General features: G+C 47.8%; 16 protein-coding genes. 1 reads left to right on the top strand and 15 read right to left on the bottom strand.

Annotated features, from left to right (window positions below):
* Positions 1-32: 32 nt before the first annotated feature.
* The 10 genes from QF041_RS16830 to QF041_RS16875 form a co-directional block, all read right to left on the bottom strand.
* Positions 33-1,316: an ABC transporter substrate-binding protein gene (locus QF041_RS16830; RefSeq protein ID WP_307415019.1), complete on the bottom strand. Its 1,284-nt coding sequence runs from the start codon at positions 1,314-1,316 to the stop codon at positions 33-35.
* 220 nt (positions 1,317-1,536) lie between these two features.
* On the bottom strand, positions 1,537-3,090 hold the full coding sequence (locus tag QF041_RS16835) for a response regulator (RefSeq protein ID WP_307415020.1): 1,554 nt from the start codon (positions 3,088-3,090) through the stop codon (positions 1,537-1,539).
* Positions 3,065-4,852, bottom strand: coding sequence for a sensor histidine kinase (locus QF041_RS16840; protein WP_307415021.1), 1,788 nt, complete (start codon positions 4,850-4,852; stop codon positions 3,065-3,067). The genes QF041_RS16835 and QF041_RS16840 overlap by 26 nt, the downstream gene beginning before the upstream one ends.
* Before the next feature lie 251 nt (positions 4,853-5,103).
* Positions 5,104-6,426, bottom strand: a complete 1,323-nt coding sequence (locus QF041_RS16845) for an SGNH/GDSL hydrolase family protein (protein WP_307415022.1) — start codon at positions 6,424-6,426, stop codon at positions 5,104-5,106.
* 427 nt (positions 6,427-6,853) lie between these two features.
* The gene (locus QF041_RS16850) at positions 6,854-7,144 is read right to left on the bottom strand and encodes a hypothetical protein (protein ID WP_307415023.1); all 291 of its coding nucleotides are present in this window, start codon (positions 7,142-7,144) and stop codon (positions 6,854-6,856) included.
* 231 nt (positions 7,145-7,375) lie between these two features.
* Positions 7,376-8,239: an inositol monophosphatase family protein gene (locus QF041_RS16855; protein WP_197997992.1), complete on the bottom strand. Its 864-nt coding sequence runs from the start codon at positions 8,237-8,239 to the stop codon at positions 7,376-7,378.
* 107 nt (positions 8,240-8,346) lie between these two features.
* Positions 8,347-9,348, bottom strand: coding sequence for a UV DNA damage repair endonuclease UvsE (gene uvsE, locus QF041_RS16860; RefSeq protein WP_307415024.1), 1,002 nt, complete (start codon positions 9,346-9,348; stop codon positions 8,347-8,349).
* Positions 9,349-9,502: 154 nt separating this feature from the next.
* On the bottom strand, positions 9,503-9,826 hold the full coding sequence (locus QF041_RS16865; RefSeq protein ID WP_036614107.1) for a hypothetical protein: 324 nt from the start codon (positions 9,824-9,826) through the stop codon (positions 9,503-9,505).
* A 30-nt stretch (positions 9,827-9,856) separates the two neighbouring features.
* Positions 9,857-10,957 carry a D-alanine--D-alanine ligase gene (locus QF041_RS16870; protein WP_036614110.1) on the bottom strand — a complete coding sequence of 367 codons (1,101 nt, stop codon included), beginning with the start codon at positions 10,955-10,957 and terminating at the stop codon, positions 9,857-9,859.
* Positions 10,958-11,094: 137 nt separating this feature from the next.
* The gene (locus QF041_RS16875) at positions 11,095-12,093 is read right to left on the bottom strand and encodes an amidase domain-containing protein (protein WP_373461343.1); all 999 of its coding nucleotides are present in this window, start codon (positions 12,091-12,093) and stop codon (positions 11,095-11,097) included.
* A 382-nt stretch (positions 12,094-12,475) separates the two neighbouring features.
* On the opposite strand from QF041_RS16875, the gene acnA reads away from it, so the two are divergent.
* A complete protein-coding gene (gene acnA / locus QF041_RS16880; protein ID WP_307415025.1) occupies positions 12,476-15,190 on the top strand; it encodes an aconitate hydratase AcnA in 2,715 nt (904 codons plus the stop codon).
* Between the two features lie 140 nt (positions 15,191-15,330).
* Here acnA and QF041_RS16885 read toward each other — a convergent pair whose 3' ends face one another.
* The 5 genes from QF041_RS16885 to QF041_RS16905 all read right to left on the bottom strand — a co-directional run bounded on the left by QF041_RS16885 (position 15,331) and on the right by QF041_RS16905 (position 18,880).
* Positions 15,331-15,540, bottom strand: coding sequence for a hypothetical protein (locus tag QF041_RS16885; protein ID WP_307415026.1), 210 nt, complete (start codon positions 15,538-15,540; stop codon positions 15,331-15,333).
* A gap of 13 nt (positions 15,541-15,553) precedes the next feature.
* Positions 15,554-16,114 carry a VanZ family protein gene (locus tag QF041_RS16890; protein WP_307415027.1) on the bottom strand — a complete coding sequence of 187 codons (561 nt, stop codon included), beginning with the start codon at positions 16,112-16,114 and terminating at the stop codon, positions 15,554-15,556.
* A gap of 27 nt (positions 16,115-16,141) precedes the next feature.
* A complete protein-coding gene (locus tag QF041_RS16895) occupies positions 16,142-17,005 on the bottom strand; it encodes a M15 family metallopeptidase (RefSeq protein ID WP_307415028.1) in 864 nt (287 codons plus the stop codon).
* A 98-nt stretch (positions 17,006-17,103) separates the two neighbouring features.
* Complete coding sequence (locus QF041_RS16900) at positions 17,104-18,192, bottom strand: HAMP domain-containing sensor histidine kinase (RefSeq protein WP_307415029.1); 1,089 nt, start codon at positions 18,190-18,192, stop codon at positions 17,104-17,106.
* Entirely contained in the window at positions 18,185-18,880 is a 696-nt protein-coding gene (locus tag QF041_RS16905) for a response regulator transcription factor (protein WP_307415030.1), read from the bottom strand. The genes QF041_RS16900 and QF041_RS16905 overlap by 8 nt, the downstream gene beginning before the upstream one ends.
* Positions 18,881-18,900 lie beyond the last annotated feature (20 nt).

Consider the following 18,900-nt stretch of genomic DNA (forward strand, 5'->3'; position numbering starts at 1 on the left):
TGAAGTGGGACGAGCAAGCCATCATTCAACTGTTATTTATTGTTCGCAAGTACAGATTCGGCGTTCTTGCGGAATGTTTCTGCTGCCTGTTCAGGTGTAATTTTGCCAAAGTTCAACTCTTCAACCACATCTGCCAGAGCAGAGATTACTTCAGGTGAACCAACCGGTGGCGGAGAACTCATTGGTGAAGCTTTTGGCTCCATGGCTGCTACGAATTCAAAGACTTGTTTCGTTGCGTCACTCAGCTCAGGTGCGATAGCTTCTTTGATTGCTCCTGAAATTGGCACACCGCGCTCGCCTTTGATCAGTTTGTTGGCTTCCACGTCATTCACCCAGAAATCGATGAATTTAGCCGCTTCTTCCTTCACTTTGGAGTTGGACGTTAAACCCCAATACATACTTGGTTGCATATATAGTCCTTTTTCCATATCCGGTCCTGGCATTGGAGCGATTTCGAGTGGACGGTTCGCTACCTGTTGCAAGGCTACGAACTGGTTAGACCATTGCCATACGCCGATTCCTTTTTCCTTCACGAGATCTGATTCCTCAATAATGCCTTTAGTTTGGTTGGCTACATCCGGCGTAGGTGCTGCACCTTGCTCGATCATGCGGCGCATAAGTCCGAAGAACTCCACAAACAATTGGTCATCATCATAACCAAGGCCAGTTCCTTCTGCATTGTAAAGCGAATGTCCTTTGGTACGCAGGAAGTAATGGAAGAAGATATCAGGAGCTACCCCTCCATCCAAATACAGGCCTTTCTCTGCGGCTTGTTTACCCAGTGCTTCGTATGATTCCCATGTCATATTTTCAGGCATAGCTTCCGCTCCCGCTTTTTGAAGCAAAGCAGGGTCATATTGGAAGCCCAGAACGTTAACACCGGCAGGTACGCCAAATTGTTTTCCGTTAATTACACCTGTGCTAATAACGTTCTCGGACACATCGTCCACTTTGATCTGATTGCCCAGATAAGGCGCTAGATCCTCAAGCTGACCATTCTGTGCATATTGGCTGATGTAGGAAATATCCATCTGAACGATGTCAGGCAACTGATTTGCAGCTGCTTGTGGCGCGAGCTTTTTCCAGTAGTCATCAAATGAAGCATATTCCACGTCGATTTTGACATTCGGGTTTTTCGATTTGTACAGGTCGATGACCTTCTGTGTATATTCATGCCTTGCATCCGAGCCCCACCAAGCGATCCGCAGGGTAACTGAGTCATCTCCAGATGCTCCTTCAGTTCCTCCACCTGAACTACACGCCGCTGTAAAAACGAGCAATGCAGCCATCATCAGGAATATTGCCTTTTTCACCATGCCAATCTCCCCTTTTATGTTGATATGGTTGTGTGAACGAGTTATCCTTTTATTTCTGATAACGCTTTCACAAACTTGTTAATGTCATTTTCGCAAATGTACGACCATAGTTGAATACACAAAACCGTCTTGTTGGTTCAAAAAACAGAGGAGGACAACAGTCCCCTCTCGGCGCTGTTCATCCTCCCCAGACATGAATTACATGATTGGTAGTCCATTGTTATATGCTGATCCTGCGGAATTCCGTAGGTGTCATACCGGTCCACTTTTTGAACACCTGACTGAAATATTGTGAATTCCCGCCGAATCCGAACAATTCAGCAAGCTCGAATACTTTCACATCCCCGCCTCTGCGAATATGGTCACATGCGCGTTCAATGCGCAGACGATTCACGTAATTGGAGAAATTCTCGCCTGTGACTTTTTTGAAAATCTTGCCCAGATAATCTGGATTCATATACAACATCTGATGGGCGACTCCATTGAGCGAGAGATCTGCCTCTCCATAATGACGATCCACGATATCCATCATCTTCTCCACGGCAGAAGACTGACGACTGATATGGTTTTTGTAATAACCGGAAGTTAATCGGGCCGCACTGCTTGCAACAAAAGACTTCAAACCAGATAACGTATCGATATGCGGCAGTTCTGCCATACGCTGGGTGAATTCCGTTGCCTCCTCAGGTGGACAGACATGAACCATCGCCGAGTACAGCTGCACTACGTAAGAGCGAGTCACTTCAATTTCCAGCTGCTGACGCGATAATAGATCAAACAAACGATCCACCTCTACCGCTGTTTCTTCGGTATTGCCGGATTTGATCAACTGACACAGTTGCTCGGCATCCTGTTCTACATGCAATCCGTCGCATTCTCCGGCCAGTACCAGATCATTCTTCGTAATCAGCTTGCCTTCACCGATAAAAAAGCGATGGTTCAGATACTGCAACGCCTCACGAAACAACCGCCGGGACTGAATCATTCGATCTGCTTCACTCAGCGCAGCGGTCACTTCCAATTTATATAGTCTGGTAAATGCAGCCCGAACCTCTTCAATACTTTCTTTCAGTCCGGCCGGATCAACTGAATCCGCAAGCAGGATGAGGAGTTTGCCTTCAATGGTTGTGCTTAACAGGACATGTGGGAGCAGGTCACTGGCAATGTTTTTGATCGCAAATAAGTGACTGTAATCATGTTCATCTACAATTCGGAACAGCAGTAACCGAACTGCGTTCTCTTCAAGCTCCAGATCAAACAACTCCTGATAATACTCCAGGTCAACCGGCCCATAGGTGCGGTTGGTCATGAACTCCAGCAGAAATTGCTCCTTCACATGTGGAAGGACACGCTGTAATCGCTGTTTCATCTCACCGGCAACATGCTCCTTCACCTGAGCATCTTGATGCTCCTGCAACAGTTCAGTTAACGCATCATGGATCTGATTCTCATTGCAGGGCTTGAGCAAATAATGCTTCACACCATATTGCATCGCTCTGCGAGCATATTCGAACTCCTTGTAGCCGGATAACATTATGAAACGTACTCCCGGGTATGCTTCGGATGCCTTCTCTATGAGACCGAGACCATCCAGACCTGGCATGGAAATATCCGTAATAATAATATCGGGTCGCGACTTCCCGATTTTGTCCAATGCTTCAATCCCGTTCCTCGCCGTATCCACCAATTCCGTTCCTGCCGCGGCCCAATCGACCACTTGGGAAATCCCCTCCAGAATGACACGTTCATCATCTACGAGCATCACTTTGTACATCGTCATCGTCCTCTCTGATCCAAGGTATGCTGATCGATACTACAGTTCCTGATCCGGGCTTGCTGCTCATCACCATTCCACCTTCATCACCGAAGGTCAGTCTGATTCGTTCCTGGATGTTAGATAACCCAATGCCCTGTCCTCTTGTCTGAATACGTCCTTCGTGTAGCTGTTCCAGGAATTCCGGTGTCATCCCCGGACCGTCGTCCTCAACTTCAATAATCACCTTATCCCCCTCTGCTCTCGCCCGAATACGAATCCGGCAAGGGTCAATGCTTGGTTCGAGTGCATAATGTATGGCGTTCTCCACCAACGGCTGTAATGTTAACTTCGGTATCCGCGCCATTCCTACCTCTGGGGCAATTTCCATGTCGAAGTCCAGTCTTTCCTCAAAACGCGTGCGCTGAATCGTCACGTAACTGCGGACAATGTCCAGCTCTCTTTCCAGCGTGATCCACTTCTCGGACATATTCACAGAGCTACGCAGCAGAAATCCGAGAGCCTCAACCATTTCCGAGATCTGTCGTTGCTTCTGTACTTTAGCCAGCCAGTTAATCGATTCTAGCGTGTTGTATAGAAAATGTGGATTAATCTGCGCCTGAAGCGCTTTCAACTCTGTCTCACGAATCACCAGTTGCTTGGCATAATTCTCATCAATCAATTCACGTATCCGTTGAAGCATCATCTTGAATGTTCGATGCAGCAGCCCAACCTCATTCTGTGGAGATATCGGAACATTGCCAAGAGCGGCCTCCTCCAGCTTATCCAGATCACCTTTTTCGATATTACGCATCTTTTTGATCAACTGCGCAATCGGATGGGTAATACTGCGAGAGAATCTCGCTCCAATGATAAGCGCCGCCAGAAAAATCATGATGAAGATCACCGTGACCAACTGTTTGACAAACTGGATCTGTTTAAACATCTGGTCAAACGGGGTTGTGTACAAATAGGTCCAATCCGTATAGGAAGAATGAGCACGAGCTACAAAGTGCCTCCCCTGCTCCAACATGGCAATTCCATAGGGCTGGGTGCGCTTCAGTTCAGACTCAATCTCGGCTTCACTGACGGCTGATTCTGTTGGATAGATCACTTCTTTTCCATCGGTAATGAGTAATTGGGAGTCCTCAGCCGGTTCTTGCATCTGATCCTGTACAATTCGGTCCAGCCGCACCCGGATGATCAGTGTGCCGAGGTCCTCCAATGTAAATGCTCCGCCAATAAAGGATTTCACCTGTCGGACCGACAAGAGCCGGGACTGTTTATCCCCACTGGTATGCCAGGCATTGGAGCCTGAGTATTGCTGTCCCAGTGCAACCAATTCCTTTTGCTTCGACTCCGAAATCCCCTCCCGATTGCCTGCGGCCATAACGTTATTATCATTATCGATAAATAGCATGGAATAGACGTATTTTTCGGAACCGGCATAAGCGACTAACCTGTTGGTAATTTTTTTACGTAATCCATTTTTCTCATAACCCGTTTCGACCTTTTTCAGTTGGAGCAGATATTGCTGAAGCGGCTCGTCCGACATCACCTTGAAGGAGAGATTAGAAATTTCACGAAGTTGATTCTCAATACCTACCGAAGACATATTGAGGACCTGCGAGGATTTCTCATAGATCTGACGGTCATAGATACTGAACACATATCGGAGTACGGACGCATAAAACGTAAAGCTGATTAACATCAAAAGTCCGATGAGAAGAATCGTTTTGTGATGAATCGGCAGTGTTGTGAAAGCGTTCTTAATTTTGTTCATCCTAAGCGCTCCTTTGGCTTTCGAGGGGTGCCTGTCATGCTATAGGTTAGTGGTTTTATTGTAAGTTATTTTCATATTTACACATCCATTGGGCATCTGACAAGATATATTTATGCAACATTTCAGGTCATTAGAGAAGGTATACATCTGTGTCAGCAACGCAAAAAGAACACAAAACAGCCAGAATACCTTGAACAGATCAAGGTATTCTGGCTGTTGAATAACATCATGTTAAAGGCATGAAATACAATTTACGGATTCACAAAAACAGTTTTCAGCTTCGCTACATATTGCACATCAAAGCCAAGACCTTCAGCCACCATGGCAAGTGGTACATATGTTTTGGACTCTTTGCCTACCTTATTCAGGAATGCAGGTGTATCCACAGTAACCGATGCTCCATTTACCTTCACAGCATTGGCACCAATCTTCACAGCAACTTTCCGGTCTCCATATGTAATGGTTGCGGTTGAAGTTTTGTTATCCCACACCGTAGTAGCCCCGACAGCGTTTACGATGTCTTGAATCGCCACAAAGTTTTTGCCGTTACGGATAATCGGTTTGTACGGTGTATTTAATGTTTTGCCACTCACAATAATGTTCATCGGCTCACCTGTTGCAGGTGCAGTCAGCTTGGTGTAGTCGCCCCAGATCGTTTTGGCAAATACTTCGGCAATGGCCGCATATCCAAATTGGTTCGGGTGGAAATCACGATCTTTGATCATATGTGTCATCGTGCCCTCACCACCAACAAACTCCTTGGCCACGTGTGCGACTTTGACATCGGTACCTTGAGCAGTGAATTGTACTGCAATGCCATCAATGGTCTGTGTGAAACCTTGGGATGCCTCCATCAGTTTGGCGTAGAGTGCCTTGCCTGCTACTTCTGGCATCGGTTGATACTGATCGGCGATGACAATTGTAGCTGTCGGATTAATTTCATGGATATCATTAATCGTTGCACTAACATTGGCTGTATATGTTGCGAGTAATTCTTTTACCTTGGCTTGCAGATCCTGATCACTCAGTTTGTCTGCTGTACCGAGAAGCTCAGATACATCATTTCCCCCAATGGTAATTGCAACCAGATTGGCCTGTGCTACACTCTCACGGATTACAGCAGTATTGGCTCCGATCTGTCCCGCTCTTGGATCAGGAAGACTTGGTTGAATGGCTTCAGAAGTCAGCGTTTTGCCATCCTTAATTGCAGTAGTGAAGTTTTTCAGGCCACTGGTTTTCAATCCGGCAATCCCGTAGTTGTCCACCTGTGTACGTCCATGCAGCAAACCCTGCTCATGCAAACGTTCTACATAACCATAAGGCAATTCTTTTGTGTTGGGCTCATAACCTACCGTTATGGAATCTCCCAATGTGACGATGCGGAACTCCTTAGTTACGGCTACTGCATCTTTCTTCGCAGTCAGCGAAGCCTCGTTAGTACCCACTGGCAATACACCGGTTTTGGTGTCAGCCGCGTGTGCAGGCAATGCAGATGATGTAAAGAGCAGCATTCCTGCCAACATGCTTACCGTTAAACCGGCAGCTGTATTTTCCCATATACGTTTACGCTTCATTCAGGTAACACTCCTTCTCGCAAATCTATGATAATTTACACTAATATACGTGTTCAAAAGTCGGTTTTCAGTACCGAGAAGATGGGATGAAGCTAGAAATGGAGTAGCGGAGCGTAGGAAAACTACGTGAGCAACCAAAATGTTTCCTTCGGAAACATACTTCGTAAGCCTCCCGCTTATTTCGGCTGAATTCCATATTCGATGCTGATGATGCCGTTAGGCATCCTTCGTAATCAAAAGCGGACTTTTTGAACAACCTCACTAATATATAGTACATCGGTCATTCCAATGACATAAGTTCGTGTTACTCTATTCTATCATTTTAAAGTAGGCGTTGTCCTCTCTACTGAGAGCACACATGAAATAACAGACTCCCTGAAGGGGAGCCTGTTATTTACTAAGTTCAGATATGACGTTCTGTGATTAATTAAGATTGCGGCTTATCTGAATCTTCAGAATTTGAATGACCCTTGTCGCTCTCGGGTTTGTTTCCGGTAGCTCGCTCCAGATACCGATCATAACGATCATCCACTTCGCGTGCCAACTTCCGGTACTTTAACGTTTCCTCGACAATTGGATCACGTTCCGTCTGGATTCGCACTTCATATTTGGGAGGAATCAACTGGCGTTCACGCTGATCGGTGTCGCCGGACTCTTCCATGTCCCCTTCCGTCAGCATATCACTGAGCCGTCGTTCCAGTTCTTTGGATTCATCCATTGTTCTCGCTCCTTTAATTAAAGTCATACATGCGTTAATGATTACTATTGTACTTTCACTTCGTGTACAGAATCATCTTCCGATCGCTGTTATCCCCAGATTTCTTTGATTCCCTTTTCCAAGGTAGAAATCCGGTGATAAAGGCGAGCGCTCCGCTTCTTCAGATGCTTTCTGTCCCCTTCGTTAATGTACAATTACAGGTTAGTTAAAGCATCGATGAGTTGAATAAACTCACTCCAGACCGGTTGCTTTCGCTTCCTTCAGCACATCCGTCAGTGCATCATGGATTTTGCCATTGCTGGCAACGACATGATTCACAGACAGTTGATAAGGCGTTCCGATGGTATCCGTCACCTTGCCGCCTGATTCTTCAACCAGCAGCGCACCTGCGGCAATATCCCACGGTTTCAATCCAACTTCGGTGTAGGCGCTGAGACGTCCTGCGGCAACATACGCCAGATGAAGGGCGGCAGATCCGCCTGCACGCAAGTTACGTACTTGCGGAGCAAGCGCCTGCACAGCGGCCATATTCAGTGGCAACGCAAAGGTTGTGTCTGCCGGGAATCCAACCGCAATCAGGCTCTGAGCAAGTTCTTGTTCACCAGATACAAGCATCCGGTTTCCGTGAACATATGCTCCTTTCCCTTTTTCCGCAACAAACATTTCATCACGGGAAGGGTCGTAGATCACGCCAACAATGACTTCACCATTGTGAGCCAATGCGATGGACACCGAATAAAACGGGAATCCGTGTACAAAGTTCGTCGTTCCATCCACAGGATCAACAATCCACAGGAACTCTTCTTCCTCGGCCTCTTTCAGTGCTTTTGCCGAAGCTTCCGGTCCCGGTTCGACGCCTTCTTCACCCAGAATGGCATGGTGGGGAAAATGCGTGAGAATCAGGCGGCGGATCATCTGCTCCGCTCCTTTATCCACTTCGGTCACCAGATCTTGGGGTGAATATTTGGTGCCAAGTTCAGCTACCGTCCCAAGACGGCTTTTGATCCATTCGCCAGCTTTGGAAGCTGCATTAATGGCAACGGCAGTATAGCTTTTGCTTGTCACGACATAAGGTGTCTTTTCCTTCTCATTCAAAGCGTTCACTCTACTTTCTATATCAATCTACGAAAAGTTGAAATACTTGTTAAAAGTATACGCCCCACAGGTCGTAAAGTTTCTCGTTGCCCAGGCCCCTTTTGGCACTACGGATGAATGATGACGGTAGACTCGTCCACCCACTCCACACCCTCTTCGTGATAGAATGCCAGCTTCTGCATCAGTTGCACAAGTGCCTCATCTTTGCGTTTAGCCTCGATCATCACGTCAAGCCTTGGGGTGTCTGCTGCGATATGACGCAAGAAGTCGAGCAAAGGCTCTACCTCTACACCATCGGCATGACCTCGCAGATCCTTCTCGCTCTTCGGACTGGAGACATGGATTTTGGGTGGCAGTGGCTGATCAGCCGGTGAATCTGCCTGGGCAAGCGGCGACTGCCAGGTCTTTAGAATATTAGGCCACAGATCCCATGCCTGTTCTCCTTCGTTGTTCACCCACTGGTGATGGATATCCAGTACCATGGGCAATCCCAAGCGCTGGCACACGGCTAGTGTCTCCGGCGCATTGAACGTTTTGTCATCATTTTCGAGTGTGAGCCGCTCCTGAATGTCCCGATCCAGCTTCAAAAAGTTTTCTTCAAAACGAAGCGCCGCCGAAGGCTTGTCCCCGTATGCACCACCAATATGTATATTGTTCTTGGCAGTGGCATTCAGCCCCATGGCATCCAGCATCCGAACATGATGACGAAGGTCGCGAATCGAGTTGTGCAGAACTTGCTCGCGGGGGGTACTAAGTACGGTAAAATGATCCGGATGAAAGGACACACGCATATGATTTTCCTTCACAAAATCACCAATGGCCGCAAAGTCCTGCTTCAGCGCCGGGAACGGGTCCCAGTCATTCAGGTCCTCGTGTGTTGCCAGTGGAATCAATTTGGAAGAGAAGCGATATACATGAATATGGCTACCCTTGTTGTGTCTGAGCAAACGTAATGTATTGTGCAGGTTCTCGGCTGCAATCCGTTCGAGCTTGCGGATCGCTGCTTCCCTGTCATCAATTTTGTTAAAACTCGACATGGTCATGGTCCGGGAAGGCGAGGCGTTCTCTATAAGCACGGACATTGCCACGTAACCAAAGCGTACGAGCATGAATCTCTTCCTCTCTATAGGGCGGAGAACCCGCACGGCATATTCAACCGTCAGGATGTACCGTCACTGTATATAACCAAGTTTTACCCTAAAAGAGTGACCATAATCGTATTCTGGCAAATCAGTCCTTCCGACCCGCACTTACAGTCAACAACTACTCCTGTGCTTGCTCTCCAAAGAACATCTCATCCGCAAGGGCAGTCTGAATGCGTGATTCTTCCTCAGTCAATTTGCGGATGAGTTGCATCTCGACCTCGGTCACCTCTTGCCCCTGGAAGTTGATCTCTGCAATGGAAACCACGATCTTGACGATGGCTACAGCCACGTTATCCGGTGTGTATGCAATCACTTTCTGGCCGGTAGGAAATACCCGGAAGCCCTGTTTGACCATTTTGCCGCGTCCGTATTCAAGCAGTTCGAACAGCTCCTGCTCATTCTTGAACTTGCATACGGAATTGAATTCAGTCTGAAATCCCATGCATATCCCTCCTGATCTTGTGGTCGCAGGCTACGCCTGTACGCCGTTCTCGTAATTCAGTGCCTGCTTGCGGTTGTAACGCTCCAGTGCCAGCTCAATCATGCGATCCAGCAGTTCGGCATACGATACACCTGTCTCACGCCAAAGAAGTGGATACATGCTGTATGGTGTGAAACCAGGCATGGTGTTGACTTCATTAATAAGCAAAGCGCCGTCATTTTTCCGAATGAAGAAATCCGCACGTGAAATGCCGTTACCTTCAATCGCACGGAACGCCTGCAAAGCTGCCTCGCGAATGCGATCTGCGGCCTCTGGGTCCAGTGGAGCTGGAATCAGCATCTGTGATTGACCATCAATATACTTAGCTGCATAGTCATAATACTCACCGGAGGATACGATCTCACCTGGAACGGAAGCCATAGGCTCGTCATTACCGAGGACGCTGACCTCAACTTCGCGGGCTTCAACGAACTCCTCAATGACAACCTTCGTATCATACCGAAGTGCGAACTCGACAGCTGTCTTCAGCTCATCGCGGTTACGTGCTTTGGAGATGCCTACACTGGAGCCCAGATTTGCCGGTTTGATAAAACAAGGATACCCCAGCTGATCTTCGACCTGTACGATCATTTCGTGCTCTGTCTGCTTCCATTGTGTCGCGTTAAAATACGTAAAGGCACATTGGTCAATGCCAGCCTGTGCAAACAGCTTTTTCATGACCACTTTGTCCATGCCGCCAGCCGAAGCAAGTACACCTGCACCTACATACGGCATATCCGCCATCTCGAACATGCCCTGAATGGTGCCATCCTCTCCAAACGTACCATGCAACAGAGGGAACATCACATCCAGCGCTTCTGCTCCGCCATACAAACGGCCAAACAGGGCGTTCAGCGCATCCTGCGTTCCACCCGCCGATTGCTCCAGCTTCAGATCTTCAATCTGCGCGAACGGCGCATGCATGACAGGTCCTTTTTTCCACGTCCCCTGCTTGGAGATATAAAAAGGAACCAGTTCATACTTTTCATAATCAAATGCGTTTGTTACAGCAAACGCCGTTTGCAGCGATACCTCATGCTCGCCCGATTTTCCGCCGTACACGACGCCTACTTTTAATTTATCCATACTCATGTGTACCCTCCGATTATCTGTGCCTGATGCTGTCATGCTTGCATGCTCAGCACCCTTGTTATTCTGCTTGCGTTATCTGGTCTTATTTTACACGGAACTGGATGTCTGCGTCACCGCATCCCGAAAATCTTTCGTCATCAAAACTCATCTGCAATATGAAAAAGCCGGTATACCGTCCGCTCCGTCCAAGCGTAAGAATCCCGGTAATCCCAAAATCGGTGACGGCTGCTAACCGTATGTGCGTTAACAAGCGGCATACCGCCCGCATCAAACGCGGTCACAACGGTGCTGTGCTGAAATCGTCCATCTCCATCCCAATCGTAGAGAATAACATCGCCGAGCATCAGCTGCTCAGGACGCTCCACTTCTGTCGCAGTCAGACCCCAGCTGCTGCCTGACAAATAACGCTCCAGACTGTTGGAAACTGCCCAACTGTAACTCCACATTTCAGAGCCGTTCACATACCCTTTATACCACCAGCCGGCTTCTCTTCTACCAGTATAGTGGATGGGTGCGCCCCCTGCAAAGAGACATTGGGACACGTAATTGGTACAATCCACATCAAATTCCTCAAATGCCGGATTCCCCGCATTCCACCACCGATCTGCATAGGCAACTGCCAGATCTCTGCGATATGACTGTTGCCGTGAGCTTCTTCCTTGACCCAACACTTCCCGATTCAGCAGCGGCCGATTCATCGCCTGTACAAAATCAGCTTGTTGAAACGGACGTCCTTCCCCAGCAGGGCGACGCTCCGGCACTTCTCGCTCGACCCACCCAATGATCCATCCACCACTCTGCCGCAGAAAGGTTAACCGCTCCCGCTCAATCCGGTCCTCCCGGTGGGTGATCCCGCTCTTCTCGTAGAACAGTCTGCTGTACAATTGTACATCCACCACCGCTTCTTCCTGGCCATCCATAAGCGTGCGCACAAGCTTGGCGCTGGTCTCGCTGCGAAGAGGCACGGCGCGCCGCTTACGATACCATTCGTCCAGCCTTGCCATACGCTCTCCCCGTTCCACCACGAAGTCAGGATCGGTAACGATCCGTTCGCTGGTCTGTGGACGGTAGTCGATCTCACAGCGATTGTACTGGTTCACGTAAGTATATAAGGCACTCTTCCATTCCCGTTCCAAGCCTATGTCCCCCTTTGGCATGAGTTCTGTCTGAATATTTCATTGCGTATATAAACTCCTACTATTCATATGAAAGGGTCTTCGGTTGTATGTACACGGCTCAGGAGGGAGATCTGAAATTCAGCAAATACAGGTACACGAGATATCTTATTCCTGCTCGCTTCACGAAAACGCCTTCATCGGTCCAAAAGCTTGCTTGATCAGGCAAAAAGACCTTTACGTACGGAGGTGAAAACGGTATACTTAAAACTAAAGTTGTGATTATGAAATTACGTTTCATCTGATGAAACTAACGAACAAGAACACGGAACGATGAAGGCCTGTTCTTCACCTAAATGAACGTTTTCTTCATCTCACCGACACATCCCAAGGAGGTACATGTATGTCAGCAAAGAATCATTTCTCCGCCGCTCGCAGTCTTGAGGTTGGAGGCAAGTCTTACCGCTACTACAGTCTCGATGCTCTTCAGGAAAACGGCCACGGCGATCTTTCCAGGCTTCCTTTCTCCATTAAAGTGTTGCTTGAAGCAGCAATTCGTCAATTCGACGGACGTGCCATCACCGAAGAACACGTAAAACAACTGACCGGCTGGGCAGATGGCCGTGACAATAACAAGGAAATTCCATTCATCCCTGCACGTATCGTTCTGCAAGATTTCACCGGTGTACCGGTTGTCGTTGACCTCGCTGCAATGCGTGATACTGTGAAAAAAGCAGGCGGCGATCCAAAACAAATCAACCCGCTCGTACCGGTCGATCTCGTTATCGACCACTCCGTTATGGTTGATGCTTTTGGTACCAACGATGCACTTGATTACAATATCAAAGTTGAGTTCGAGCGTAATGAAGAGCGTTACCGCTTCTTGCGTTGGGCACAAACGGCATTCAACAACTTCCGTGCAGTTCCACCATCCACAGGGATCGTTCACCAGGTTAACCTGGAGTATCTGGCTTCCGTGGCAGCAACAAAAACCGTTGACGGCGAAACCGTTGTATTTCCGGATTCCCTCGTAGGTACAGACTCCCATACCACCATGATCAACGGACTTGGCGTTGTTGGTTGGGGTGTTGGTGGAATCGAGGCCGAAGCAGGTATGCTGGGCCAACCGCTTTATTTTGTAACACCGGACGTTATCGGTTTCAAACTGACAGGCAGCCTGAGCGAAGGCGCAACAGCAACGGATCTGGCACTGACCGTTACCCAATTGCTTCGTAAAAAAGGCGTTGTTGGTAAATTCGTTGAGTTCTACGGACCAGGCCTTGCCAACATCGGTCTGGCTGACCGTGCAACAGTAGCCAACATGGCACCAGAATATGGCGCAACGATCGGTTTCTTCCCTGTTGATAGTGAAACGTTGAACTATTTGCGTAACACTGGCCGTCCTGACGAACAGGTTGAATTGGTTGAAGCTTATTACAAAGCTCAAGGCATGTTCCGTACTTCCAGCACCGTTGATCCTGAATTCACAGATGTGATTGAACTGGATCTCGGCTCTGTTGTACCAAGTCTTGCCGGACCAAAACGTCCACAGGATCGCATCGAACTGACACAAATGAAAGAAAGCTTCAACAGCATCATCCGCACACCTGTAGATAAAGGCGGCTACGGTCTGAGCGATGAGAAAATCGAACAATCCGTACCTGTGAAGCATCCGGACGGTTCCAACAGTGAACTGAAGGCAGGCGCTGTTGTGATCGCGGCGATCACAAGTTGTACGAACACTTCGAATCCAAGTGTTATGGTTGGAGCGGGACTACTGGCGAAAAAAGCAGTTGAACGCGGCCTGACCAAACCAGGATATGTGAAAAGCAGTCTGACACCAGGTTCCCTTGTTGTTACCGAGTACCTGGAAAAAGCAGGTCTGATCACGTACCTCGACAAACTCGGATTCAACGTTGCGGGCTACGGTTGTGCAACATGTATCGGTAACTCCGGTCCACTGCCGGACGAAGTGAGCGAAGCTATTGCTGAGAACGATATGACCGTAGCGGCTGTATTGTCTGGTAACCGTAACTTCGAAGGCCGTGTGCATGCACAGGTCAAAGCCAACTACCTGGCATCACCACCACTCGTTGTGGCATATGCACTTGCGGGTACAGTAAATATTGACTTTGAAACCGATCCAATCGGTTATGATACGAACAATGAGCCTGTGTTCCTGAAAGACCTCTGGCCTACCTCCGAGGAAATCAAGGATACCATCGCTAGTTCCCTGAACGCTCAGATGTTCCGCAACAAGTACGAGAACGTATTTACAGCCAACGAGCGTTGGAATGCAATCTCTGTACCGGAAGGTGAATTGTACGAGTGGGACCCGAACTCCACGTACATTCAGAATCCTCCGTTCTTCCAGGAGCTTGGCGACAAGTTGAACGATATCGCAGATATCCGTTCTGCACGTGTTATGGCATTGCTTGCGGATTCCGTAACAACGGATCACATCTCGCCAGCAGGTAATATTGCACCATCCAGCCCGGCTGGACTGTACCTGAAAGAGCATGGCGTAGAGCGCAAAGACTTCAACTCCTACGGTTCACGCCGTGGTAACCATGAAGTCATGATGCGTGGTACATTCGCCAACATTCGTATTCGTAACCAGGTGGCTCCGGGCACCGAGGGCGGCATCACGAAGTACCTGCCAACGGACGAAGAAATGTCCATCTACGATGCTTCCATGAAGTATCAGGATGAAGGACAGAACCTGATCGTTATCGCAGGTAAAGAGTATGGTACAGGAAGCTCCCGTGACTGGGCGGCAAAAGGAACATTCTTGCTCGGCGTCAAAGCCGTTATCGCGGAAAGCTTCGAGCGGATTCACCGCAGTAACTTGGTGGGCATGGGCGTAATGCCATTGCAATTCCAGGAAGGTCACGGCTGGTCCAGCCTTGGTCTGAACGGACGTGAAACGTATGACATTACTGGCCTCAGCAATGATGTGAAGCCAGGACAAGAGTTGAAAGTTACCGTAACTCGTGAAGACGGTACACAGTTCGAATTCCCTGTCATCGCTCGTCTGGACAGCATGGTTGACGTGGATTACTACCATAACGGCGGTATCCTGCAAACCGTATTGCGTCAAATGATGAAAAAGGCTTAATGACATAAATCATTAATGTGATGAAGTTATACAAAAAAGCTCCCCATCACGTGCGATCTGCACGTGATGGGGAGCTTTTTTGGCTTTGCTTTTTATAATCGGTATACATTTAAAAATCAATTTTCAAGGCCAGCTGCCTTCTAATGCCCAATGTGATGTGAGGCTTGATCTAACAGTTGAATCGTGCCCATGATCAGAAACAAACACGACAGAGCAATTAACGAGCCGCCTACCCATCTAGACATGATCACTCGCTCCGTAATCTGTTTTTCCGAAGCATCCGTTACCTTTTGTGGATACACGAGAAACATTAGCCCTGCGCTAATGAACAGTACAGCCATTATAATCAAGTTGTTCCCCTCCTTACACGTGACTTTCCTTAGAATTTAACTTTTTCGTCGTCACGCGGGATTCTCCTCCCACCAAGACCTTTTTCAGGCCGATGGCCATGGTATAAATGCTATATCCAATGAAGCCGCCAAGCGTATTGAGCATCAGATCATCCACATCAAATATGCCCATGCCAGTCACTAACTGAGTCACTTCATAGCCCAGACTGAGCAGCAGAGACAGTAAGAGTACCTTTACTCCAGAGAATAACTTGTTGCCCGTCACCACAGGAATGAAGATGCCCAGAGGGATAAAGGCCAGTATATTGCCTACCAGATGGATTGCGGTGCCAGGACGATGTAACGACAGACTGTTCCAGTCTCGTGAGATTTCCTGAAATGGTGTCAGGTTGACGGTTCGCGTATGGACCAGATCCGGTTGTTGCAAGAACGCCATCAGTCGATCCTTCACGATGCCAAAATCGACCGGGCTTCCTTTAAACAGGATCAGCTTAGTCAGCAAATATAAATAGATAATGAAAATGGCACTCCAAAGGATGTAATGTTTGCTTTGCTTCTGGTTGTTTTGCTTCATGTTGTTTTGCCTCCCTTGCGTTGCCTGTTATTTCTTTACGGTGACAATGACGCCATCCATGTTATCACCCGATATTTCAGTTTGGCCTTGCTCAGGTATGTAAACGGTTGTGTCTCGGGTGGCTCGATAATAGCGGATATGATACTCCTCTTCCTCTACTGCCACAGTAATGTTCTCTTTCTCTTTAAGCATATCGAGATACTCTTCCAGCACCAGATTATTCTTATACATGACAGCACTGTGCGGCAGCCCTACATATCGAAAGTGCCATGGTTCATACTGAATACCCGTGATGCGCACTTTATCCTTTGGGTAACGTAAAATAAATCCGTATTTCCATGCATTCTTCTCCAGCCATGCACCCTCTGGTGCTTCATTCATGGCAGCCAAGCTGGAGCCAATATCCAGAGATAACCCAAGATTGTGCTCACTGTGTCCCGCAGGAAGTGCATAGTCTGAACCCTTTTCCCGATATAACTCGTCCTGCTTTTCAAAATCCCTGTACCCGCTGCTGACGAGAAAATATCTGACTCCCTCTTCGCCTGCTGCTTCAACCATCCTCTGAAACTCCTGCGCCACCTGTCGTGATAACATGATTTTCTGATCCAGTATCCCATATCCACGAAGCAGATCATCCTCATGTGCCACATATACAATATCGGATTTAACTCCTTCCGGGTGAACGGGGTATTGCTTATCCACCAGTAACAAGTTGCCCTTATGTACCTGATCCTGAATATTTCCGGTGACGGATACGGTATAACCTGCTGGATTTTCACGCGTATTCTGGATCTCGATGGGCAACTCATCCTTCTGCTGAATCCATCCCGGTGATTGTGTAACGATATATCCGATCAAAATGATACATATTAAAAAGCCCCACTTTTTCATGCTTGTTCCTCCTTTTACCTCATACATCAAGGATAGACAACACAAGTTAAAGAAAAAGCAGGGCAATTTTAAAGTTTTTCTTAAATTTGACGTCAACCTTATTGGAAGACGGGCAAACGAACTTCGAACTGCGTCCGTACCACATCGCTCTGGGCCGAGATTGTACCGTCATGCTGCTCCACAATATTGCGAGCGATAAACAGGCCGAGGCCTGTCCCACCCTCCTGAGGAGTCCGGGCACGATCTCCGGTGTAATACATATCGAAGATATGTGGCAATTCCTCCGGACGAATATGTCCACCATAGTTAATTACCTGAATGATGACCTGTTCTGCATCCCGATATCCATTAATATCTACGTACATGCCATCCTTGCCATGCCGTGCAGCGTTAATTAGCAGATTCTCGAACACACGTGCCAGCAGCTCGCCATCACCGGAGACCGTAAGGTCAGTGTCTATTTTTAGTCGGGCGACTAGTTGATTCTTTTCAAATACAGGATAGAGTTCTTCGTTCATCTGCTTTAGCAGTTCGCTAAGATCCAGCTGTGTCTTGTTTATAGGCAACATGCCATAATTCATACGGGTAATTTCGAACAAATCATCAATCAGCTTCTCCAGACGCTGTGATTTGGTGAATGCAATCGATGTAAAGTGCCGCACCTGCTCCTCCGTCAACTGATCATCCTTCATGAGCAGATCCAAATATCCAAGCACAGACGTCAGCGGGGTTCGCAGGTCATGCGCCAGATTGACGACAAGTTGGTCCTTACTATTTTCAGCAAAATCCCCTCTTTCTACCGCTTCCTTTAGTTTCTCACTTGCCAAATTCACATCCTCTGCAATCGTTCCTAACTCGTCCTTCGAGGAGATCTGCACACGATGCTGGAAGTCTCCATTGGCCAAATGTCTGATCCCTGTAGAAATGTCCTTGAAATACGTCGCGTAAGGCTTGGTAAACCAGAAGAAAAATAGAATGGCGAGTGGGATAAATAAGATCATGAAGAAATAGATATCCCCGATACTTCTCATAAAATGACGATATTCAGCAAGCTGATCTTCTGCACGGACACCCGAATAATAGGCTTGTAAAAGCTTGTAAATCCCATAAGTGATTGCGCCAGAGGCAAGCATGCTTAAACCTAACAACATAATCATGGTTGTGCGAAAACTTCTTCTTTTAGTCATTAAACGTGTACCCCACGCCCCAGATGGTTTTGATAAACTTGTTCTTGTTCACATCTTCCCCCAGCTTTTTGCGCAGGGTTCGAATGTGGACCATCACGGTATTCCCACTCTCGTAATAGGCTTCTCCCCATACCTGTTCAAAAATGTTTTCTGCACTGAACACCTGCTTGGGGTGGCTCGCGAGCAGATACAAAATGTCGAATTCCTTCGGTGTTAGTTCCACCGGTTTGCCGTAGAGTGTAACACGATGTTGATCTGGCGTGATGATGAGCCCGCCCTTCTCCAGAATGGACCTCTGCACAGGCGCAGACTGGCTGAATTGGAGAGAACGACGCAACTGGGAGTTAACCCGGGCAACAAGCTCCATCGGATTAAACGGTTTGGTCATATAATCGTCCGCACCCATCACAAGTCCCGTAATTTTGTCCATATCTGACGTTTTGGCACTCAGGAAAATGATCGGTAAATGATGCTGCTCCCGAATTTTACGGGTCACCTCATACCCATCCATGCCAGGCATCATAATGTCCAGAATCGCCAAATCTATCGCTTGGGTCTGAACAGCTTGAACCGCCGCCTTCCCGTCAAAGGCCTTAACGGTGTGATATCCTTCTTTTTGTAAATGTAAAGCAACCAGATCAGCGATCTCAACTTCATCGTCTGCGATCAGAATCGTAATTCGCTTCATTGCTTATTCCACTCCTATGT

Origin of the sequence: Paenibacillus sp. W2I17, assembly GCF_030815985.1 — a bacterium.
GTDB lineage: Bacteria > Bacillota > Bacilli > Paenibacillales > Paenibacillaceae > Paenibacillus.